This window comes from Pseudomonas sp. 10S5, assembly GCF_035019745.1.
Lineage (GTDB): Bacteria > Pseudomonadota > Gammaproteobacteria > Pseudomonadales > Pseudomonadaceae > Aquipseudomonas.
This window is the reverse complement of sequence record NZ_JASJVL010000007.1, coordinates 159,356-180,622: the sequence shown is the minus strand read 5'-3', so window position 1 is coordinate 180,622 and position 21,267 is coordinate 159,356. Positions and strand designations below refer to the sequence as shown.

Below are 21,267 nucleotides of genomic sequence, written 5' to 3'. Positions count from 1 at the left end.
GGGTGGAATGTCTCCGCCTCGTCAATTCCCTGATTGCGTGTGGCACGCGCGATGCCATCTCGCTAGAGGCTGTCGGGAGAATTGTCGGCATGAAAGCAAGCACCCTCTGAGGCCACGCAATAACCATCAAAATCAGCGGCTAAAGTGGCCGCATTCGCTTTTGAGCGATCTGGACAGTGGTAAACCATGAACGCAGTAGAAATCGAGTCCGCAATATCGGAGTTGGCTCTCCAGCCTTTCGACGCGACGGAGTTCCCGTTTGCCTTCCTGGCCGCATTCGGTAGCAAAGACACGGCCCTCAAGCGTCTGCGTGCAGGCAACAACAACGCATCGGATGTGTCCGGTGGAGTGCTGCTGCGCAGTAACATTCATATCGCCGTATGCGAAGCTGGTACCGTAGGCGAAACTCTTAAGGTGTTACTCGCCAGCCCGGCTACCACAAAAGGCAAAGCTAAGTTCATTCTCGCCACCGATGGCCAAACCCTTGAGGCCGAAGAGCTGATCACGGGTGAAACCATCACATGCGACTACCCGGACTTCCCTAACCATTTCGGCTTCCTGCTGCCGTTGGCCGGCATCTCCACCATCAAGGAGATCAAGGACAATCCCATCGATGTGCGAGCCACCAGCAGGCTGAACAAACTGTACATCGAGCTGCTGGGTGAAAACCCGGACTGGGCCAAGGACGATCGCCGCGCCGACATGAACCACTACATGGCACGGCTGGTGTTCTGCTTCTTTGCGGAAGACACCGACATTTTCAATGGAGAGGGCCTGTTCACCCGGACTGTAGACCAGTACAGCGAGCGCGATGGTTCCAACACCCATCAGGTGCTGTCCGAAATCTTCCGCGCAATGAACATCAAAGCTACCGAGCGCGCCAATGCCCAGCCCCGCTTGCCAAACTGGGCCAACGGCTTCCCCTATGTGAATGGCGGCCTGTTCTCCGGCAGTACCGAAGTGCCGCGTTTCACGCGCATGGCGCGCACTTACCTGCTGCACGCCGGTAACCTGAACTGGAAAAAGATCAATCCGGATATCTTCGGCAGCATGATCCAGGCCGTGGCCGATGATGAAGAGCGTGGCGCATTGGGCATGCACTACACCAGCGTGCCCAACATACTGAAGGTGTTGAACCCTCTCTTTTTGGACGACCTGCGCGCGCAATTGGCCGAGGCCGGTCACAACGAGCGCAAGCTGCTGAACCTGCGCAAGCGTATGGCGCGCATCCGCGTGTTCGATCCGGCATGCGGCTCCGGTAACTTCCTGGTAATCGCCTACAAACAAATGCGCGAGATCGAGGCGGAAATCAATCGCCGGCGGGGAGAACCCCATCTGGGCAGCGAGATTCCGCTTACCAATTTCCGGGGCATCGAGCTGCGCGATTTTCCGGCGGAGATTGCTAGGCTTGCGCTCATCATTGCCGAGTACCAGTGCGACGTGCTGTATCGCGGCCAGAAGGACGCGCTAGCAGAGTTTCTGCCGCTGGATGCGCAGAACTGGATCATTTGCGGCAATGCGCTACGGCTGGATTGGTTGAGCATCTGCCCTCCCACGGGAACGGGCGTGAAGCTAGTGGCGGATGATTTGTTTGGCACACCGCTCGATCAGACGGAAATCAACTTCCAGAACGAAGGTGGTGAGACCTACCTCTGTGCCAACCCGCCATATCAAGGGAGCGTAAACCAGACAGCGGAACAAAAAGAGGATATGGCCAGAATATTCGCGCTCCACCTCAAACGCTACAAGGATTTAGACTACGTTGCTGCCTTCGTTCTCAAGGCCGCTCAGTTCAATAGGCAAACGGGCGCTTCGAGTGCGTTTGTGACAACTAATTCGGTTACTCAAGGTGAGCAGGTTGGGATGCTGTGGCCGCTCATTTTTCAAGAGGCAAACTTCATCAATTTTGCTCACACATCGTTTCTTTGGAGCAATCTCGCGAGCAATAAAGCTGCGGTCACTTGCGTCATTCTTGGCCTTTCCACGAAGCCAAGGGGCGATAGAAAGCTGTTTGACCAAGAAAGCGTCCGGAGCGTGCCGAATATCAGCCCCTATCTTGTCGCGACTGATACTGTGATCGTCACGAAGAGATCGCGCGCGCTATCAGACATTGGGCACATGCAGTCAGGGAATAAGCCCACTGATGGTGGAGTACTGGTGCTCTCCACCGAGGAGAAAAATCAGATCGTAGCTGGAAACCCAGCTGCTGCAGGCTTCATCAAACGCTACGTTGGTTCACGAGAGCTAATCAATGGCGGCGGTCGCTGGTGTATTTGGGTCGAAGACTCTGAACTTGAAGAAGCCAGGAAAATTCATGAGTTTCGAGTTCGCTTTGAGAGGGTGCGGCAGCTGCGGCTGAGTAGTGATGGGACGCAGGCCAATGACAACGCCAATACACCTCATCGCTTCGTATTTGCCCCCCATAACGACCACGGCGCGGTTGCGGTCCCAAATGCGTCCTCGGAACGGAGGCAATATTTGCCTTGCGAGATCACGGATTACTCCACAGTTGTCTCAAATCTTGCTTCTGTGATCTACAACGCTTCCATTTGGAGCATTGCGTTAATCGTCTCGCGGCTGCACCTAGTCTGGGTGGGAACGGTTTGCGGCAAGCTAAAAACAGATTTCCGATACTCGAACACCCTCGGTTGGAACACCTTTCCCGTGCCGCTGCTTACCGAGCAAAACAGGGCTGATCTGACCGCCTGCGCCGAGGACATCTTGTTGGCCCGTGAGGTCCATTTTCCCGCCACCATCGCCGACCTGTACGACCCTGACAAGATGCCGGACAACCTCCGTCGTGCCCACGAGCGTAACGACGAAGTGCTCGAACGCATCTACATCGGCCGTCGCTTTAAGAACGATACCGAGCGTCTGGAAAAACTGTTTGACCTCTACAGCAAGATGACGGCAGGTGCAGCCAAAGCCGCACCCAAAGCAAAAAGGGAAGCGAAAGCGTGACGGAACTAGCCGGCAATCCAACTAACACCTACACCGTGCCGTCGGTGTCCATCAGCACAGCGCGCACGGGGGCATCTAGCAAAGCCAACGAGCTGGGTATGCGCGCCATGCAGGAACGCGCCTATGCCAAACGTGGCGAGCAGTACCTGCTGATCAAATCACCGCCGGCGTCGGGTAAATCCCGTGCACTGATGTTTATAGCGTTGGACAAGCTCCACAACCAAAGTTTGCAGCAGGCCATAGTCGTGGTACCAGAACGCTCCATTGGGGGCAGTTTTGCGGATGAGCCTCTGAGCAAGTTTGGCTTCTACTGGGATTGGCAGGTATCTCCGCAGTGGAACCTGTGCAATGCCCCTGGCATCGACGAGCCACGTGTAGCCAAGTCCAAGGTGGGCGCGGTAGGCAAGTTTTTGGAAAGTGCTGATAAGGTGCTGGTTTGTACCCATGCCACCTTCCGTTTCGCTGTGGAGGAGTTGGGCATCGAAGCCTTCGACAACCGTCTGATTGCCATCGACGAATTCCACCACGTTTCCGCGAACCCAGACAACAAGCTAGGCGGCCAACTGAGCGCCTTTATCAGTCGCGATAAAGTGCATCTAGTAGCCATGACCGGCTCTTATTTCCGTGGCGACAGCGAGGCAGTGCTGGCCCCAGCGGAAGAAGCTAAGTTTGAGACGGTCACTTATACCTACTACGAGCAGCTCAACGGCTACCGTTGGCTCAAGTCACTGGACATTGGCTACTTTTTCTACACCGGTAAGTATGTGGATGCCGTCGCCAAGGTGCTGGACCCAGCGTTGAAAACTATCATCCATATCCCCAATGTGAATGCCCGCGAAAGCCTCAAAGACAAAGAGCGCGAGGTCAACGAAATAATGAATTCGCTGGGGGATTGGCAGGGTGTCGATCCGGCCACCGGCTTCCATATCATTAAGTCCAAGGATGGTCGTACCCTGAAATTGGCCGATCTGGTAGATGACAGCGATGCGGCTAGACGCTCCAAAGTGCTTGCCGCGCTGAAAGACCCTGTGCAGAAGAACAATCGAGACAACGTAGATGTGATCATTGCGCTGGGCATGGCGAAGGAAGGCTTTGACTGGATCTGGTGCGAACATGCGCTGACCATTGGCTACCGTTCGAGCTTGACGGAGATTGTGCAGATCATTGGCCGCGCAACACGTGATGCCGAGGGCAAGGAGCGCTCACGCTTCACCAATCTAATCGCCGAGCCCTCAGCCGATCAAGCCGCTGTTGCTGAGGCGGTGAACGATATGCTCAAGGCTATTTCCGCCAGCTTGCTGATGGAGCAGGTGCTGGCTCCCCGATATGAGTTCACTCCTAAAGATACAGGGCCGAAAGAGGGCTTCAATTATGGGGTCGATGGTTATCAGCTAGGCGGCACTAACCTGGGCGTAAATGAAACCACAGGTCAATTCCATGTCGAGATCAACGGTCTGGCCACGCCGCAAAGCACAGAAGCTACGCGCATTTGCAAAGAAGACTTGAATGAAGTGGTGACCAGCTTCTTGCAAGACAGAACTGTGTTAGAGCGCGGCTTGTTCGACAAGGAAAACACCCTGCCCGAGGAGCTGACCCAGCTGCGCATGGGTAAGATCGTGCGCGAACGTTACCCAGACTTGAGCGAAGTTGATCAGGAAGCCATCCGCCAGCACGCCATCGCGGCCATGAACATTACCCAACAGGCCAAGTTGGTCTTGGGGCAGGCCGATGCAAATGGTGGTGACACCGTGCAAGGAAGTACAGCGCTGCTGGATGGAGTGCGCAAGTTCGTTAACGTACGCGAACTGGACATTGACCTGATCGACCGCATCAACCCATTCGATGCAGCCTATGCGGTGCTGGCGAAAGCGATGGATAAGAAATCACTACGCCAGGTGCAGGCCAGCATTGCCGCCAAGAAGTTGAGTATACCCGAAGACGAAGCCCGCCAGCTGGCAAGGCGCGCTTTGCAGTTCAAGAATGAACGTGGTCGCCTGCCAGACATCAATTCCGCCGATTCGTGGGAAAAGCGTATGGCCGAAGGAGTGGCTGTGCTAGCGCGTTACCGTGCGCAGGCTAAGGCAGCACAGGCTCTGAGAGAATCCGACAATGGCTGATATGAACGATGATGAACTGCTGGACGCGCTTGGTGTAGAAATTACTCCACTCAAGGCAGCAAACCGAACCCCGCGTGAAGAGCGTATCATCGCTGCCTTCGAGGACATCCTGCGCTTTTATCAGATCCACGGCCGCACACCACTGCATAGTGAAGACCGCGACATATTCGAGCGTTTGTATGCCGTGCGCCTGGATCAGCTACGCAAGTTGCCGGAAGCGCAAACCCTGCTGGCTGAGTTGGATGGCCCCGGCCTGCTTTCTGGTGCCTTAGTGGCTTCGGTGGATGTGGATGAGCTGGATGAAGACGCATTGCTTGCCGAGCTGGGTATTGGCGGTGAGTCCGCCGACCAGGACGACATCACGGTGCTGCGCCACGTACGTTCGAGCACTGAAAAGCGTGCAGCTGAGGAGATTGCCGACCGTGCTCCATGCGCGGATTTTGACAAGTTCCAACCGCTATTCGAGCTGGCTGAGAGGGATCTGAAATCGGGCGTTCGAAAAACCCTGCGTTTTGGACGCGATACCAGCGTTGAAACCGGAAACTACTTCATCGTAGGTGGACAGCTAGCGTATGTGGCCGAAATAGGAGAAACCATCAAGGCTCCTAATGGGGAAAGCGATGCACGTTTACGCGTCATCTACGCCAACGGCACGGAAAGTAACTTGTTGCGTCGCTCGCTACAACGGGCGCTTTACAAGGATGACACCGGTCGCCGACTTACCGATCCTGACATGGGGCCGTTGTTTGGCGATGCTCCAGAGCCTGACGACATTGAGAGCGGAACTATCTATGTACTGCGGAGCTTATCTAGCCATCCATTCGTAGCCGAGCACCGCGAGCTGATCCACAAGATCGGCGTGACTGGCGGCAAGGTGGAAGCCCGCATCGCAGGCGCGGAAAAAGACGCCACCTATATGCTGGCCGGCGTGGAGGTGGTCGCGGCCTACACGCTGCACAACCTGAATAGGACTAGGCTAGAGAATATTTTCCACCGCTTATTTGGCACAGTGCAGCTTGATCTGACCATCGAAGACCGCTTTGGAAATCCGGTCAAACCAAGAGAGTGGTTCCTAGTACCGCTCCATGTGATTGACGAAGCGGTTGAGCGCATCCGAAATGGATCTATTACCGAAGTGATCTACGATCCACAAACTGCTCGCCTGGTCAGCTAGGGGCAATGTAGAGGCATAAGGCCCTGTATAAAATCCCTATGTCTCTACCTAGAGTTCGTTATTCAGACGTAACCGTCCGGCCAACTCAGCTTCCTGATCCCAAGCCCTTTAAAGCTTTTGTGGTCGCACCGATGTGAAAGCCACCAGGCTGGGCAGCCCGCATCCGATCATTGATTGAAGGGTGGGACTGCAAAGATCCGGGTCGTGCAACTCGCGACGTCCTCGTTCAGTTTTGGCGCACTCACTGGACGAGCCTGAGCGGAGAGGCAGGCACCTGAAGCATGTACTGCATGCTCACCGTATCCGAGGCTAAACCTGAAGCTGTCAGAACTCGCTTCCATGAACCGTAATCCAGCAGATTGAGCGCTCGTTGAACGAGCATGGGCGACTCCATTGGAATCAGCTCATCAAACTCCTCGTGCTTCGTGAAGCCTTTACGGTTGAGGTACGTAAAGCCAGATTTGGCCTGCTCTGCCGTGAGTAGGTCAAGGCTTTGAGCCCTATAGATGAGCGCCTTGAAGCTCACCTTCCAACGAAGCTTCAGCTCTTTGAGTGCGGACCAATTGAGGTATTTGCCCCGCATTGGAGGAAACTCTGCGGCAAAGCTTGCGCGGGGCATCAGCAAAGCACTTGCGAACTGGTTGGCCTGATCCTCGGTGTCACGGCATCCCGTCTCTATGCCCTGGTGCATAATCAAATGGCCCAGCTCATGGGCAAGGTCAAAGCGTTGCCGGCATGGGTTGAGCTTCGCGGTATTCCTGACAATCAAAGGTCGTTTGTTGAACAACGAGAACGCATCCACTTTGTCATCGGCTTCAGCCAGATTCACCACCAGTGCACCAACCTTCTCGGCCAGCTTGGTCACACTGGAAAGAGGACCGATTCCCAGCCCCTGCTCGCGTCTGAACTTTTCAGCAACCTGTTCGATTTTGCCTATGCCAGATACTGGCTCATCAAGCATGCTGAAGCTCACTGTAGGAAAGGCTACCTCCTTGTCCAGCTCATCAATTAGCAGCTCGAACATTTCGACCTGCGCAGCAATGGTCTTCTTCAGGGTCTGTGAGGAAGCTCTTACGCTTCGAAAATGACACTGCTCTAACTCTACTGAACCGCGCCGAGGGGCGAAAAAAAAGCTCTCGTGGACACCCAGAGTTTCACACAACTGGGCAAGCTGCATTCTGGAAGGAACAGCATTTACTTCAAGCTTGTGAGCGTATTGACGTGTTACGCCTAACAGCTCACCGATTTCGGCAAGCGAGCGCCCCGCCGCGCATCTAGCAAGGCGGAGCTTATCGGGCGAGAACTCATCGCCTAGAGGCAAAAGGCCTGTTCTGTCATTCATCTATTAAATCAGCATCTCGTGGTGCGTTTTGGTCGGCATTTTTGTCCCGGCGAGTCGGAAATGGGTCCTCGATCTCAACCTCGGGCGGCATCTCTGTTGTACGAGGGGCGATCAGAGGAACGTAATCATGAACCCACTGACAGACCACGTTCCGATTGGTGTCAAAACCCAGAATCGATGCGGTCAAGGTCGGCCCATCAAAGTTACCGTCGTTATCGACATAGAGACGCCAGGTGATGTTCTTGTCGATGGATGGCCCTAGCAGGCTCGCCTGGTAAACCTCGACCCGATTAGACAGCAGACGATGACCTTTTTTGCGGACATTAGGGTCGTCCATCACCACCTGCATGAGTACTCCGTTCACACTCACCGTGTAATCCATGGTGCTATTTGTGAGTTTCAGCCAAGGTAGAGTGGGATCTTTATGCAGACGTTTGAATCGGCCATGAACACGGCCATATGGCAGCGTCCCCATCGTCCAATTGGTGTCATCATCTGTAGAGGTAACCTCCAACGCGCGGTAAGCCACCTCCAGAACGTTATTGCAGACCAGATCAAGGTACTCTTGCTTCAGCTTCGGTTCCCGCTCACTCGGGTGTTGGACTCGGGGCATGCGATCTCTCCATAAAAACGTGCAAAAAACAAATACTGTCAACCGGCATTTTTGTGCAGATTTTCTCCTTTGTCAACCTATCACCCAAACGTCCTATCCAACTTATGGCTGTTTGCAATCAGTGCCCTGAACTATGCAGCGATTTGCAGGCCGTTGAGGTTGGTCGACGAGGTTGCTCCACTGAGTCGTGCCTAAGGTGTCCACCATTTCGGGTCAGATCATTTTGAACTGGAAACTATTGCCTTAAGCGTTGGATCAGAAATATGAGTGGGGTCGTTCAGCTCACGAGAACTGCATTTTGCCCAAGTGGGTCAGTTTTGCATCGGGACTGACACCAACTGGCTAATAGTCACTACACTGGTGCCCTTTTATTAGGGGGTGGCACCATGGCAACAGAGATCAAAGTGACTCAGGATGTGGTTTACGAGCTTTCAGGCAAGAAGGTAACCATGTCGGCAGATTCGATAGTTCAGTCCTCATCTGAGCTGGTAGAAGCACCCGATTTCAAGGAGGATCGTGAAACCTCCACGGTCGTGTTCACTGGGTCTACCCAGGCTGGACCTGTCGTATGGCGTGTCACGGCTGAGTACTGCTCCAATACTCAAAGCATCGACGAGGTCGAGTTGGTGGAGTGCCCTGATGGTATCGAAATTATCCTCGACTTAGCTATTGAGATCGTTCAAGTCGATTACGATGATATTACGTATTGATTCAACCCCTTGCGTTAGGCGCCTACCGTTCCCGTTACTGCGCATCGACCGGCTGGAGGAAGCCGATATCGGCGAACTGTAACTGGCCCACTACCGCTACCAAGCTTGCGGAGCATGAGCTTCGACTGAGTCAGGAGAGCTGTGAGTATGGGGCTTGAGCCTGCCACCAATGTTGGCAGCGGCAAGGCCCATGACCCTGAGAAAAAGCGCCTCTAGGGAAACTCTGAAAAAGACTTCCAGATCTGGTGAAATACCCGCCTCGCACAAACTGAACGGTTGAGCCCCGATGAAACAGATGTCCTTCGCCGACGCCGAATATGCCGGCAAACGTAAGCAGACCCGCCGCGAGCGCTTCTTGATCGAGATGGATCAGGTGGTGCCCTGGAAGGGTTTGCTTGCGTTGATTGAGCCGCATTATCCAAAGGGCGAAGGGGGTCGTCCGGCGTATCCGTTGATGGCCATGTTGCGCGTTCATTTGATGCAAAACTGGTTCGGCTACAGCGATCCGGCGATGGAATAATCGCTGTATGAAACGACGATTCTGCGCCAGTTCGCGGGCTTGAATCTGGATCGGATTCCCGATGAAACCACGATCCTCAACTTCCGGCGTCTGCTGGAAAAACATGAGTTGGCCGGTGGGATTTTGCAGGTCATCAATGGCTATCTGGGTGACCGTGGCCTTCTGTTGCGTCACGGCACCGTGGTCGATGCGACGATCATTCATGCGCCGAGTTCGACCAAGAATAAGGACGGCAAACGAGACCCCGAAATGCACCAAACCAAGAAAGGAAACCAATACTATTTTGGAATGAAATCGCACATCGGCGTCGATGCCGAATCCGGTCTGGTGCATAGCCTGGTGGGCACGGCGGCCAATGTGGCGGACGTGACGCAGGTCGATCAGTTACTGCACGGCGAGGAAACTTACGTGTGTGGCGACGCTGGTTACACCGGGGTGGACAAACGTCCCGAGCATCAGGATCGCAAGATGATCTGGTCAATTGCCGCCCGGCCAAGCAGCTATAAAAAGCACGGAAAAGAGAGTCTGATCGGTCGTATGCGCCGCAAGATTGAGTATGCGAAAGCGCAGGTGCGGGCCAAGGTTGAACATCCGTTTCGTGTGATCAAGCGCCAGTTTGGCTATACGAAAGTGCGCTTTCGTGGGTTGGCGAAAAACATCGCGCAGCAGACAACGTTGTTCGCTTTATCGAACCTGTGGATGGTTCGAAAACGGCTGATGGGTATGGGCGAGGTGCGCCTGTAATGCGGGCTAATCGCCCTGAAACAGCGCGATCAGAGGAAAGAACCGTGAATTAAGGACAAGAAAGGTCTGATTTTCGACCGCCTTATGATTTTTTGAGCCTCAAGTAGTGAGCGCATCAAAAATCGGTGGGTACTTCAGACCTTCCTTAAGTCTCAGAAATACGATTCAACATATCTCTGATTCCTCCGGTCAACTCGCCTCCGCTGCTGAAGAGATGAGTTCGATTACCAAAGAGTCGAATGCTGGCATCCAACGTCAGAGCATAAAAACTGACCAGGCCGCTACAGCGGTCAACCAAATGACGGCTGCTGTCGAGGAGGTTCCACGCAACGCCGTCTCTGCCTCTGTATCCACTGAAGCTTCAAAGCGTTCGGCTCAGACCGGCCTAGAGCGGGCCGGCCAGACCATCGCGTCACTTCAGAAATTAAGCACCACCCTTGGACCGACCGGTGTGGAGGTCGAAGGGCTGGCCAATCAGGCGCAAAACATCGTCAAGGTTCTGGATGTCATCCGCTCGATTACTGAACAAACCAATTTATTGGCCTCGAACGCGGCCATCGAAGCGGCGCGCGCGGGTGAACAAGGTCGCGGGTTCGCAGTGGTTGTCGATGAAGTCAGGGCGCTGGCGCATCGCACCCAATCGTCGACTCAGGAGATCGAGCAGATGATTGAAAGCATCCAGAAAGACTCCTCCAGAGCTGTAAAGTCGATGAAACAAAGCAGCGAAGAAGCTGATTTTACTCTGCTGATGGCGAATGAAGCCGGCGTCGCGATCAAGCAGATTGCGGCTGCTATTTTTGATATCAATGAGCGCAATTTGATGATTGCTACCGCGTCTGAGGAACAGGCGCAGGTCGCCCGGTCCGTGGATGAGAGCCTGATCAGCATTCGTGACCTGTCGATCCAAAGTTCATCTACTGCCAGTCAAACATCAGCGGCCAGTCAAGAGCTTTCGTTACTTGCCGTTGACCTGAATCGATTGGTGGCCAGATTTTCAGTTGAGGCCTGATTACGAACGCTAATCGCACCGGTGGCGCTGTCTCAACAGCGCTCAGAGTGGAGTGATTCCGCACGACCCGCTCACACAATAGACTGCATGGTAATGCAGAGGAAGCTGTAGACCAGATATCCACCACGACTCAAATACAGCAAAATTGAAGCACAGCTTATTTTAATTGATCGCGTTGCTATTAAGTATATGTATATCTAAAACCATTTCTAACTCCTTTCTGACGAATTCGGAAGAGGTTAGTTCAAGGTGTTGATTTATTTTTTTAATTACCCATCTCTGGCCCTTATCGATAAAGTTAATGCGATCAATAATGTTTTCAATGCGCATCGCTTTGATGTAAAAATCACCGATATTCGGACTGGGTAGATCGCCAAGATAATTAATACAGTTTATTATGAGTCTGCAACTTTCTACTTCGCCAATAAGAATTTGACTTAGCAGTGTTGCTTGCCGTTCATCATGTGCCTCCTTCAATGAGTCTAGCGCTATTCGAGCACCTGCTCTCTCACCCTCAAGTAATTCTTGAAGAAGTTCTATCGTATCGCTTTTGACCATCTTGTTCATCGCGATGCGCTTTTTAAGTGGGATAGCCGGCAGAGCCTATTGATAAAATGTACAAAGATATAATGAATATAAATGACCTAACAGATCAAAAAAATTGCTGGAGTTAGGGGTGATTTAATATCAATAAAAATGAATGTAGGTAGCAATAATTTGCGTTTGTCACGGTCTCCTACCGCATCCAGAATGATCGACTGAAATTCGCATCTATCGTTCACTGGACTCATGATGAATAGTAAAACTGCGGCTAACGAAGCGATTCGTGCTGACCTGACCTTGGGTTACAACTACGCAATCGTCAGGAAATTTACCCTTGCCACCCTGGTGTGGGGCATCCTCGGCATGGGGATGGGCGTTTTTATTGCGGCACAACTAGTATGGCCGGAGCTAAATTTTGGGCTAGCTTGGACAACCTTTGGGCGCATTCGGCCAATTCATACCAATATTGTAATTTTCGCGTTTGGAGGCAGCGCGCTCTTCGCAACCTCTTTCTATGTGGTGCAACGAACATCGAGAGTGAGACTTATATCAGATGGGTTGGCTAATTTCGTCTTTTGGAGTTGGCAGGCTTCAATCTTGGCAATAGTAATCAGTTTACCACTGGGGTACACAACATCCAAAGAATACGCTGAAATGGAATGGCCAATAGCGGTGTTTGTCACCGTGGTTTGGTTGGTTTATGCTTATTTATTTTTTGGCACCATCGCAATAAGAAAGGTTAAGCATATTTACGTTGGCAATTGGTTCTATGGAGCATTTATTGTCGTCACCGGGATGGTGCATGTAATTAACCACTTTTCAGTACCTGTCAGTTTCCTGAAATCATATTCGATATACTCAGGAGCAACAGATGCAATGGTTCAATGGTGGTATGGGCACAGCGTTGTAGGTTTTATTTTGTCTGTAGGCTTTTTGGGGATGATGTACTACTTCGTACCTAAACAAGCTGATCGTCCTATTTACTCCTACCGGCTTTCGATTGTTCATTTTTGGGCCATTATTACGCTGTACATCTGGGCGGGGCCTCATCATTTGCATTACACCGCTCTTCCAGACTGGGCGCAGTCCTTAGGTATGGCTATGTCGCTAATTTTATTAGCTCCCAGCTGGGGCGGAATGATTAACGGGATGATGACTCTGTCAGGCGCTTGGCACAAACTACGTACAGATCCAATTTTAAGATTTTTGGTGGTGTCGTTAGCGTTTTACGGTATGTCTACATTCGAAGGGCCAATGATGGCGATTAAAACTGTTAACTCGCTGTCTCATTACACAGATTGGACAATTGGACATGTGCACGCTGGTGCGCTTGGCTGGGTGGCCATGATTAGTATTGGCACTCTCTATCACATGATTCCAAAGTTGTATGGCCGTGAACAAATGTACAGCGTAGGACTCATCAACGCGCATTTTTGGCTTGCAACAATTGGTACGGTTTTGTACATCGCATCAATGTGGGTAAATGGCATCACTCAAGGCCTGATGTGGCGAGCAATCAACGATGACGGCACTCTGACTTACTCTTTTGCAGAGGCTCTTCAAGCTAGCCATCCCGGATATATTGTGCGCCTGATAGGCGGCTCGACATTTGCGAGCGGTATGTTAATCATGGCGTACAATACATGGAGAACCATACGAGTGGGTGTACGAGTAGAAAGTTCGCCGATAGCGCTGCCCATTCATTAAGGATATTCACGATGATAGAGATTTGGTTCTATCTAGGATGGTGTGTTTTCGCCGCGGGTGTTTGCTTTTCCTGGAGAGCTATCTCAACACAAGAGATAGAACAGGCCGCGTTGCTACCGTTTTCAGATGATCCCGAGGTCGCATCCAGAATTACCAAGGAGACTGGGCTAAAATTTGACAGAGTAGTTAACGGCGCAGAGCGCGGTTCAGAACCGTTGGTAGTTGGTGAAGTTGAAAAATTCATAGCGTGATCCACGCTCCACTCCAAGCAATCCTTGGCTTCCCTCAGGTACAGGGGCTCATTATTGATGAGCCTTTTTTATTTAAGTTTATGAAATGATAAAATCCGTATTGCGCAGCTTCTATCCTGCGCCACTAAATACAAAGCCTAAAGAATGGTTACGCGCGTCAGTTGGTGCATGCGTGGGGGTTCTCACCGCATCTATGGTCTGTCAGTATTTCTATGGCATTGAACTTGCTCTCCATCTGTTAGGGCCGATCGGTGCTTCCTCAGTATTGCTGTTCGCAGTCTCTACGGGGGCGCTTGCACAACCGTGGTCAATTGTGGGAAGTTATTTTGTTGCTACAGGCAGTGCGCTCATTGCAGTTTATCTTCTCGGCCACTCTATTTTGAGTGCGAGTTTCGCCGTTGGGTTGGCGATTGGCGCCATGTGTATTTTTCGCTGCCTGCATCCACCCGGCGGTGCTGTCGCACTGTGTATTGTTTTATCCCAGACAGATTTGGCGCAGTTAGGATTTTACGTTTTTTATCCGGTGATGCTAAATGCCGGGATACTTTTGTGTTGTGCGCTAGCATTTAATAACTTGACATTGGTGCGCTACCCAAAAGTGCATACAAGCTCATCGGCGGATATAAATCACACAAACGATATCCCTCCTTTTGAACGAGTAGGTTTTAATAGTGATGATCTCGATGCTGCTTTATCGGACATTGACGAATTTGTTGATGTGACAAGAGAGGATCTAGAAGGAATTATTAGATCTACTGAAAAGCACGCTTTAAGAAGGAGCATGGGGCATATTCAAGCTTCTCATATCATGTCAAAAGACGTGTTGTCTGGGACGCCGGAAACAACAATTAAAGAGGCCATACGATTACTCATGCACCACAGTATAAAAAGTTTACCGATACTGGATTCAAAAAAACATATTGTGGGAATTGTCAGCCTTACTGATATTATTAAGTACCCCGCATCAATCAGAAATTCCGGGGCATTAGGATTGTTCGGATTCAAGAAAAACATATCATTAAGCGATATAATGCATACGTCGGTGACCTGTGTGACTGCTGCAGCTCATATTGTTGAGTTGATACCTTTATTGTCTAGGCAAGGTTTGCATTGCATCCCAGTGCTTCAGAATAATGAGTTCGTGGGGGTTGTCACGCAGACAGACCTGATCGCGGCGTTGCACCGCGATTTAATGGTGCACCTGCATTAGATCAACGGATCCCACCGTTGAGACCAATCGCTGTCCATGGTGACAATATTGTGCAACAGCTTGATTGCGAGCTGTAGCTCCGGTGATGATCTATTGCGAGAATATACTAGAAAAGTAGGGTAACTGAATTCGGGTGCGGAACGAACTCGTTCTAGAACACCGCTCTCAATATAGGATTGCACGACGCGAGTTCGAAAATATCCTGACCCTCCATTGTCCAGAATGTATTGTAGGGCCACCGGACCCAGATTAAAGGAAAGAGACGCTCTCGCTTTTTCTGGCAGTGCGGCATCATGTAATTTCCGGAAAGTATCACCCCAGTCAATATAAACATAGGGTTCAGGTTTGATAATCAAACGGACAAGTATTAGTTTTTCTTCGAGAACCTTCTCTACTTGCAAACCGGGCCAGTATGCGGGTTGATAAACTAAGGCTGCGTCTAAAAATCCAAGCTCTAATTGACGCAACAATGTTGGCCCGTCCCTGGTCTCGGTTTTGATTGCATAAGCAGGTATTGCTATTTGTATCTCGCGAACCCAGTCCAGAATGATGGGGTTGCACAAGCTGACTTCACCACCAATATGCAATATTTTATGGACGCCTTCGGGCAGTGGCAAATCCCGAAGTGCTGCGTCCCAGGTTTGAACCAGCTGATTTGCATAAACAATGAAAGCCTCACCGTCTGCAGTTAATTTGGCTCCGGCTCTATTGCGTATAAATAACTTACTGTTAAGGCTGGATTCTAGCTTTTGTACTCGGGCGGTAATAGCGGTTTGAGTAACGTGTAAACGATCAGCAGCCGCGATTAGACTCCCGCACCTGATAATTTCTAAGAATGTTTTAGCTAACTCAATATCCATTTTGTAAGTGCCAAAAAATACATTATATTAAAAAACGCGGAGACGTACAACAGTAAGAGTGATAAACCCTGTACTGAACGATATCTATCGGACGCCTAGTTCGTCCAATAACCTTTTTTTGAACACCTCAGCCGCTTGGTGCGGAGTTCTACGTCTTGGCTAAACCAAGTAATGGCCGATGTATCGGATGTCATGAGTCACCGCCGCAAGGGGGCTACTAACCGGAAATCGAAGCTGGTGTATTGGCTTCCGCGATCACTATAGAACAACAACCCTGAACCCTTTTGCGGGTGCCGCTTGAACCAGGCCATGCGCACCGCATCGATCACCAGGCTGCTTTTCATGCGTTCACCCATCGACCACCCCACAATCTGTCGACTGAACAGGTCATTGACGACCGCCAGAAACAGCCAGCCCTCATCGGTCGGGATGTACGTGATGTCACCCACCGAGCCTTGTCTGGCTTCGCTACGACGAACTGACGATCCAACAGGTTGGGCGAAATGGGCAAGTCGTGGGCGCTATCGACTAGTGGTCGAGGTATTAGGATTACTGGTCTGTCCTATGCGCACGCCTGCGAGGTGCTGAGCGACCGCACAGGGTGATGATCCTGCGCAACCATGGGCTGCTGCTGGCCGCTGCATCGCCGAGTCCTTCAATCAGATCTATTTTCTTGAGCGCGCTTGTCTGGCTCAAGTACAGGCATTGCCTGGCGGACACCGACTTCCTCCAAATGATCCAGGTGTATCGAGTAGCTCGATTCAACGAGAACGCCCTGTAGGATGCTTGGGCAAATGCAACAGCGAGCCCTGAACATCGGAACTGCCAAATGATCTGGTCGATTGCCGCCGGGATTTGAACGTTTCTTGATTGATGTCAACCGCATGGGCCTGCCTGCTCGGTATTCTGGGCATAAAACCGACAGCTCGAAGGGCAAGGCTGTTTTTCCGTACATGTCCTGCACTCTGGTGCGAAGTACAAGGCTTATTGTTTATGAATGAAGTAGCGCTGACTCACCTCGATTCATTGGGGCACGCACGAATGGTCGATGTCACGGATAAAAGCGTGACATCCCGAGAAGCAGTGGTGGAGACTTTGGTTCAGATGCCTGCCGAGACAAGGCAACTGATTGCCAGTGGCGCTCACCCTAAAGGCGATGTGTTTGCGGTCGCGCGGATCGCTGGCATCCAGGCGGCCAAGCGCACGAGCGAGTTGATTCCGCCCTGTCATCCACTGTTGTTGAGTAGTGTTAACGTTGAGTTGAGTTTTGAAGGTGACCACCGCGTACGCATTGTGTCGCGGTGCAAGTTGTCCGGGCAAACCGGTGTCGAAATGGAGGCGTTGACCGCCGTCGGTGTGACGGCCTTAACCCTTTATGACATGTGCAAGGCCGTGGCCCGGGGCATGAGTATCGAATCGGTGAGGTTGTTGGAGAAGCGCGGCGGCAAAAGCGGTGAATATCAGGCGCCGGGGCTATGAAGCTGAATGTTTTGTATTTCTCGCGCTACCGCGAAACGCTGGGCCTTGACGATGAAACGATCGAAGGTGAATACACGTGCGTCGAGTCAATTACGCGCTTACCTGGTAAACCGTTCGGGTGCCTGGCGGGTGTTGGCCGAGCAGAACCTCACGTGTGCCCGGAATCAAGAGATGTGTGGACTCGATGAACCGTTGAGCGACGGTGATGAAGTGGGTTTTTTTCCCACCGTCACGGGAGGGTGAATCGATGATCCGAGTCAGACAGACCGATTCGACCCCGGCGCGGAAGTCAACATGCTGCAGGCTTTGAGCCTGAATGTTGGCGCAGTGGTGCGCTTTGTCGGGTATGTACGTGACACCAACGTCGGACAAGCAGTCGGCGGGAAGTTTCTTGAGCATTATCCCGGCATGACCGAAAAGGTGCTGGGCAAGATCGCCGGCGAAGCTCGGCAGCGCTGGCCGTTACTGGGGCTGGTGCTGATCCATCGAATCGGAGCGTTGCAACCGGGAGAGCCCATTGTCTTTGTCGGCGTCAGCAGCGGTCATCGTTAGTCGGCTTTCGAAGCCTGTGCATTTGTAATGGATTAATTGAAAGCCCGCGCGCCATTCTGGAAGAAAGAGCAGGTGGCCGAGAATTCCCATTGGGTCGAGGCGCGCGACAGTGATCGCGCGGCAGTGCAACGATGGGACTGACGTTCCCTCGCTGTGAGTGAATCGTGTTGAGCTGAAATAAGAGCGAAAATCCCATGCTCTATCCGCTGTTTCTGACGTTGCATCTGTTTGCCGCGCTGATTTTTATCGGCACGGTGTTCTTCGAAGTCCTGTTCCTTGAAAGTATCCGCAAACAGCTGCCCGTCAAGGTCATGTTGTTGGTCGAGCAGGGTATCGGCCGGCGCGCCCGCACCTTGATTCCATGGGTTTTGCTGGTGCTGTTTGGGGCTGGCTCGGGGATGGTCTGGCTGCGGTATTTACCGGCCCTTGCCACACCATTGGCCTCATCGTTCGGCACCTTGTTGATGTTGAAGATCGGAGTCGCCGTCAGTGTGCTGCTGCACTTTCTAGTCGCCATGTATCTGTTCAAAAGTGACCGGATGAGTGCTCGATACTTGCATTTCATCCATGGCAGCCTGTTCTGCCACATGGTCGTCATCGTGCTGCTAGCCAAGGGCATGTTTTATCTGACGTGGTGACCAGACTTGCCCGGCGGTCTGTTGCACAGCCAGCACTTTGCTCGCGCTTGATACAAATCAAGGAGCATTGATCGCCAGGCCGCGATACTGGTAGTGCGCAGCCAGTCTCGGAGACCCGTCATGCTCAATCTATTTCATCACCCCGGAGAGCTAAACGCTCGGTACGATCAAGGCGTGCTTGACCCCAACTGCCATGTCGGGACTGATAAATTCCATGACGGCATCGGTTCTCTGGATTTGCTTCGGGCTTTGCGCACCAGTCGCCAAAGACGCCGTCCGTTGTCCCTAAACGTGCAACTGCCTTCTAACCTGAGGCCTGCCCTGTGTTGGCCTCGCGGTATTTCATGTCAGCACAGTGATATCGAACACTATCTTCAGCGCCTGCTCCATGAGATCGACCTCGTCGGTTGTCACCTAGGAACAGGACAGCGGGTCGAGCAGTTTCACTTGGGAGGCGTAACACCCATCGTTGCTCACCTGAAACGGCTGATGCGTCAACTTCGTGAGCGATTCAACTTTCTCGGCCATGAGTACAGCGTTGAAGTTGTCCTTCACCACACCGACTGGTCGACCATGGGCGTGCTGCGCGACCTGGGACTCAACCATGTCAGCATTGGCATCCCGGACATCGATGCCAACAGCAATATGTTGTTGGCCTGCTACCAAAATCCGGCGCCGATCCATTCGCTTATCGATGCCGCCCGGACCTTTGGTTATCGCTCCATCAATGTTGACCTGGGTTATGGCCATGCTTGGCAGACACCCGAAAGTTTTGCGCAGAAACTGGCGACCCTCATCGAGCTGGAGCCGGACAGGTTGCTGGTGTTCGATTATTCCCGGCCACCCCAACGCTATCGGTCGATGGCCGGCGACACAGTCAGAGCGCCGTGCAGCCAGAATGATAAAAGCACGATGCGCCAAAGTTGCTTTGAACAGTTGATTGGCGCGGATTATCGCTACATCGGCCTCGGCCAATTCGTTCGACCCGATGATGATTTGGCTATTGCGCAGGAGCGCGGCCGGTTACGCCGCACCTATGAAGGTTTTACCCGTCACGGCTATTGTGACCATATCGGGTTCGGTTTGGGTGCCATCAGTCAGATTGACGATTTGTACACGCAAAACACCCACGATCTGGAACGATATTGCCAGCAACTGGACATGGACCAGTTGCCGACACTTCGGGGCTTGCGCTGTGAGGCCGGGATTCAGATCAGACAACTGGTCATGGCGCGACTGGCGCGCGATTTGGAACTGGATATCCACGCTGTCGAAACGCGCCATGGACTGGTATTTCGCCAGTACTTTTCATCCATCTGGCCCGCGTTGGAGCAGTTGAGTTGTGACGGGTTGATTGAGTTGTCCTATCGTTTTATTTGCATTCTTGAGGCCGGCAAGCCGCAAGTAGCTGCCATATGCAATCTATTTGAACAGAATCTTTGCGGTGCGGGGCATGAAGCCCCCTCCGAATGGATTGATCATGACGACTTCAGTTGATTTCAATCGCGGCCTGGTCGCTAAATATGACCGCCCAGGGCCGCTATACCTCCTATCCAACCGGGCCGCAATTTCATTCGCCGTTTGCCGTTTGCCGTTCGCGTTGCGTCCAGACCGGATTGCGGCCTACAGCTACGCCCATTGCCGGAATTGGTCCGCGCGCAACGCTTGACTTGTCCAGCCGACATGCCGCCACCGGAGCGCAAACTAGAGTTGCTTGAACTGACCATCCGCCGTCTGAACGAGGCTGGTTATGTCTACATCGGCATGGATATCTTTGCGTTGCCGGACGATGAGCTGACACTGGCCCGAGGCCAAGGTACTTTGCAGCGAAACTTTCAGGGCTACTCGACCGATGGCGACTGCGAGTTGATTGGTCTTGGGGTGTCGACTCACTGATCCCGGCCATCGACCCCTTGCGTCAATTGTATCGAGGTGCTCGGGGAGGCGAGGGTCAGGATCGACGAGTCGCTAACGGCCACACCTTGGGCTAAAACACAAACGTCTCTTCGGCTCAGTGGGACGTGCCTTCGGCAAATTCGATCTTGTTGCCGACGTTGTACTTGCCCGAAGGCTTGTTCATCGGGATGCGTTTGATTTCCTTTAGGGTATTGCTGTCGTAGACGATTAGCGCACCGTCGGTTGCCCAGATGCTTAGCGGCAGGTAGCGGCCGTCGCGGGTGAACTCGACGTGAGCGGCGGTCTTGCCAGGCATAGGGCGCAAGGTGTAGGCGATTTCCAAGGTCTGTTTGTCGATCAGGTGGACTGCATCGTTATCAGGCCCAAAGAACACGTCGGTCCAGGCATATCGAGAATTGACGTGGCTGCGCATGAAAAATCCCGGCCCCAAGGTCGGGATTTCCTTGATCAGCTTCCAGGTCTTTAAGTCGATGACCGAGATCAGGCCCTTGCTGATGTTCGGCGTGGCGAAGACCCAGTCACCGTTACGTTTCCAGAAGGTCCCAGACCCCAAGTGCGGCATGCCGGGCAGCGGAATGTCTGTGACCACCTTGCCACTGTCGAGGTCGATCACTTGGCCGCCCTTGGCTTTGCGCGAGGTGGCCAGCAGTTGTTTGTAGTCCGGTGAAAAAGAAAAATCGTCCAGTACATCCTCGGCGTGAATCCGGCGTGGTACGAAGTCGGGTGTGCCGGCGCTCGACAGTTCCCAGACTTCGTTAACGTCCTTGAGCGCCACGATGAAGCTGTCACGCGGCGGTTGGTGAAGAGATAAGCACAGTGCGGCTTCGCCGCACCAAACACCGCCACGACCCTCGCAAATGCGGTTTCAGTGCCAGCACGCATGTCCATCGGGGCGGTAGCAAGCCAGATAGAATCGATAC

Annotated in this window: 13 protein-coding genes and 9 pseudogenes; 16 read left to right on the top strand and 6 right to left on the bottom strand. The window is 52.5% G+C overall.

What is annotated here, in order from left to right; translation table 11 throughout:
* Positions 1-186 precede the first annotated feature (186 nt).
* The 3 genes from QN378_RS09800 to QN378_RS09790 are packed head-to-tail and all read left to right on the top strand — an operon-like array spanning position 187 to position 6,252.
* Positions 187-2,961, top strand: coding sequence for a class I SAM-dependent DNA methyltransferase (locus QN378_RS09800; RefSeq protein ID WP_323547430.1), 2,775 nt, complete (start codon positions 187-189; stop codon positions 2,959-2,961).
* Entirely contained in the window at positions 2,958-5,078 is a 2,121-nt protein-coding gene (locus tag QN378_RS09795) for a DEAD/DEAH box helicase (RefSeq protein ID WP_323547428.1), read from the top strand. Before QN378_RS09800 ends, QN378_RS09795 begins: the two co-directional genes overlap by 4 nt.
* Entirely contained in the window at positions 5,071-6,252 is a 1,182-nt protein-coding gene (locus QN378_RS09790) for a GIY-YIG nuclease family protein (protein WP_323547427.1), read from the top strand. Before QN378_RS09795 ends, QN378_RS09790 begins: the two co-directional genes overlap by 8 nt.
* Positions 6,253-6,493: 241 nt before the next feature.
* On the opposite strand, the gene QN378_RS09785 is transcribed toward QN378_RS09790, so the two are convergent.
* Together QN378_RS09785 and QN378_RS09780 are read right to left on the bottom strand one after the other, a co-directional pair.
* The gene (locus tag QN378_RS09785) at positions 6,494-7,594 is read right to left on the bottom strand and encodes an XRE family transcriptional regulator (protein ID WP_323547425.1); all 1,101 of its coding nucleotides are present in this window, start codon (positions 7,592-7,594) and stop codon (positions 6,494-6,496) included.
* Entirely contained in the window at positions 7,587-8,207 is a 621-nt protein-coding gene (locus QN378_RS09780) for a hypothetical protein (protein ID WP_323547423.1), read from the bottom strand. Before QN378_RS09780 ends, QN378_RS09785 begins: the two co-directional genes overlap by 8 nt.
* A 386-nt stretch (positions 8,208-8,593) precedes the next feature.
* Here QN378_RS09780 and QN378_RS09775 point away from each other — a divergent pair, with 386 nt between their 5' ends.
* The 4 genes and pseudogenes from QN378_RS09775 to QN378_RS23580 form a co-directional block, all read left to right on the top strand.
* A complete protein-coding gene (locus tag QN378_RS09775) occupies positions 8,594-8,917 on the top strand; it encodes a hypothetical protein (RefSeq protein WP_323547421.1) in 324 nt (107 codons plus the stop codon).
* 31 nt (positions 8,918-8,948) lie between these two features.
* Positions 8,949-9,130, top strand: a pseudogene (locus QN378_RS23585) (hypothetical protein); the annotation flags it as partial.
* 73 nt (positions 9,131-9,203) lie between these two features.
* A pseudogene (locus tag QN378_RS09770) lies at positions 9,204-10,181 on the top strand (IS5 family transposase).
* Between the two features lie 505 nt (positions 10,182-10,686).
* Positions 10,687-11,190 (top strand): annotated as a pseudogene (locus QN378_RS23580) (methyl-accepting chemotaxis protein); the annotation flags it as partial.
* A 162-nt stretch (positions 11,191-11,352) separates the two neighbouring features.
* Here QN378_RS23580 and QN378_RS09760 read toward each other — a convergent pair.
* On the bottom strand, positions 11,353-11,757 hold the full coding sequence (locus tag QN378_RS09760; protein ID WP_323547419.1) for a DUF6306 domain-containing protein: 405 nt from the start codon (positions 11,755-11,757) through the stop codon (positions 11,353-11,355).
* A 225-nt stretch (positions 11,758-11,982) separates the two neighbouring features.
* On the opposite strand from QN378_RS09760, the gene ccoN reads away from it, so the two are divergent.
* Together ccoN and QN378_RS09750 are read left to right on the top strand one after the other, a co-directional pair.
* Positions 11,983-13,440: a cytochrome-c oxidase, cbb3-type subunit I gene (gene ccoN, locus QN378_RS09755; RefSeq protein ID WP_323562893.1), complete on the top strand. Its 1,458-nt coding sequence runs from the start codon at positions 11,983-11,985 to the stop codon at positions 13,438-13,440.
* A 336-nt stretch (positions 13,441-13,776) separates the two neighbouring features.
* Complete coding sequence (locus tag QN378_RS09750; RefSeq protein ID WP_323550598.1) at positions 13,777-14,901, top strand: HPP family protein; 1,125 nt, start codon at positions 13,777-13,779, stop codon at positions 14,899-14,901.
* Here the strand turns inward: QN378_RS09750 and QN378_RS09745 are convergent.
* A complete protein-coding gene (locus tag QN378_RS09745; protein WP_323550600.1) occupies positions 14,898-15,761 on the bottom strand; it encodes a LysR family transcriptional regulator in 864 nt (287 codons plus the stop codon). The genes QN378_RS09750 and QN378_RS09745 overlap by 4 nt on opposite strands.
* A gap of 221 nt (positions 15,762-15,982) precedes the next feature.
* Positions 15,983-16,287: pseudogene (locus tag QN378_RS09740) on the bottom strand (DDE-type integrase/transposase/recombinase); the annotation flags it as partial.
* Positions 16,288-16,353: 66 nt separating this feature from the next.
* On the opposite strand from QN378_RS09740, the pseudogene QN378_RS09735 reads away from it, so the two are divergent.
* From QN378_RS09735 to QN378_RS09705, 7 genes and pseudogenes are all read left to right on the top strand, one after another.
* Positions 16,354-16,487: pseudogene (locus QN378_RS09735) on the top strand (class II aldolase/adducin family protein); the annotation flags it as partial.
* Between the two features lie 267 nt (positions 16,488-16,754).
* The gene (moaC, locus tag QN378_RS09730; protein ID WP_323550602.1) at positions 16,755-17,240 is read left to right on the top strand and encodes a cyclic pyranopterin monophosphate synthase MoaC; all 486 of its coding nucleotides are present in this window, start codon (positions 16,755-16,757) and stop codon (positions 17,238-17,240) included.
* Positions 17,237-17,483: pseudogene (locus QN378_RS09725) on the top strand (MoaD/ThiS family protein). The gene moaC and the pseudogene QN378_RS09725 overlap by 4 nt, the downstream one beginning before the upstream one ends.
* Positions 17,484-17,933: pseudogene (gene moaE / locus QN378_RS09720) on the top strand (molybdopterin synthase catalytic subunit MoaE). It abuts the pseudogene before it with no gap.
* Positions 17,934-17,986: 53 nt separating this feature from the next.
* Entirely contained in the window at positions 17,987-18,430 is a 444-nt protein-coding gene (locus QN378_RS09715) for a hypothetical protein (RefSeq protein WP_323550603.1), read from the top strand.
* A gap of 120 nt (positions 18,431-18,550) precedes the next feature.
* The gene (locus tag QN378_RS09710; RefSeq protein WP_323550604.1) at positions 18,551-19,927 is read left to right on the top strand and encodes a coproporphyrinogen III oxidase; all 1,377 of its coding nucleotides are present in this window, start codon (positions 18,551-18,553) and stop codon (positions 19,925-19,927) included.
* Between the two features lie 103 nt (positions 19,928-20,030).
* Positions 20,031-20,320, top strand: a pseudogene (locus tag QN378_RS09705) (coproporphyrinogen III oxidase); the annotation flags it as partial.
* 121 nt (positions 20,321-20,441) lie between these two features.
* Here QN378_RS09705 and QN378_RS09700 read toward each other — a convergent pair.
* A pseudogene (locus QN378_RS09700) lies at positions 20,442-21,143 on the bottom strand (cytochrome D1 domain-containing protein); the annotation flags it as partial.
* Positions 21,144-21,267 lie beyond the last annotated feature (124 nt).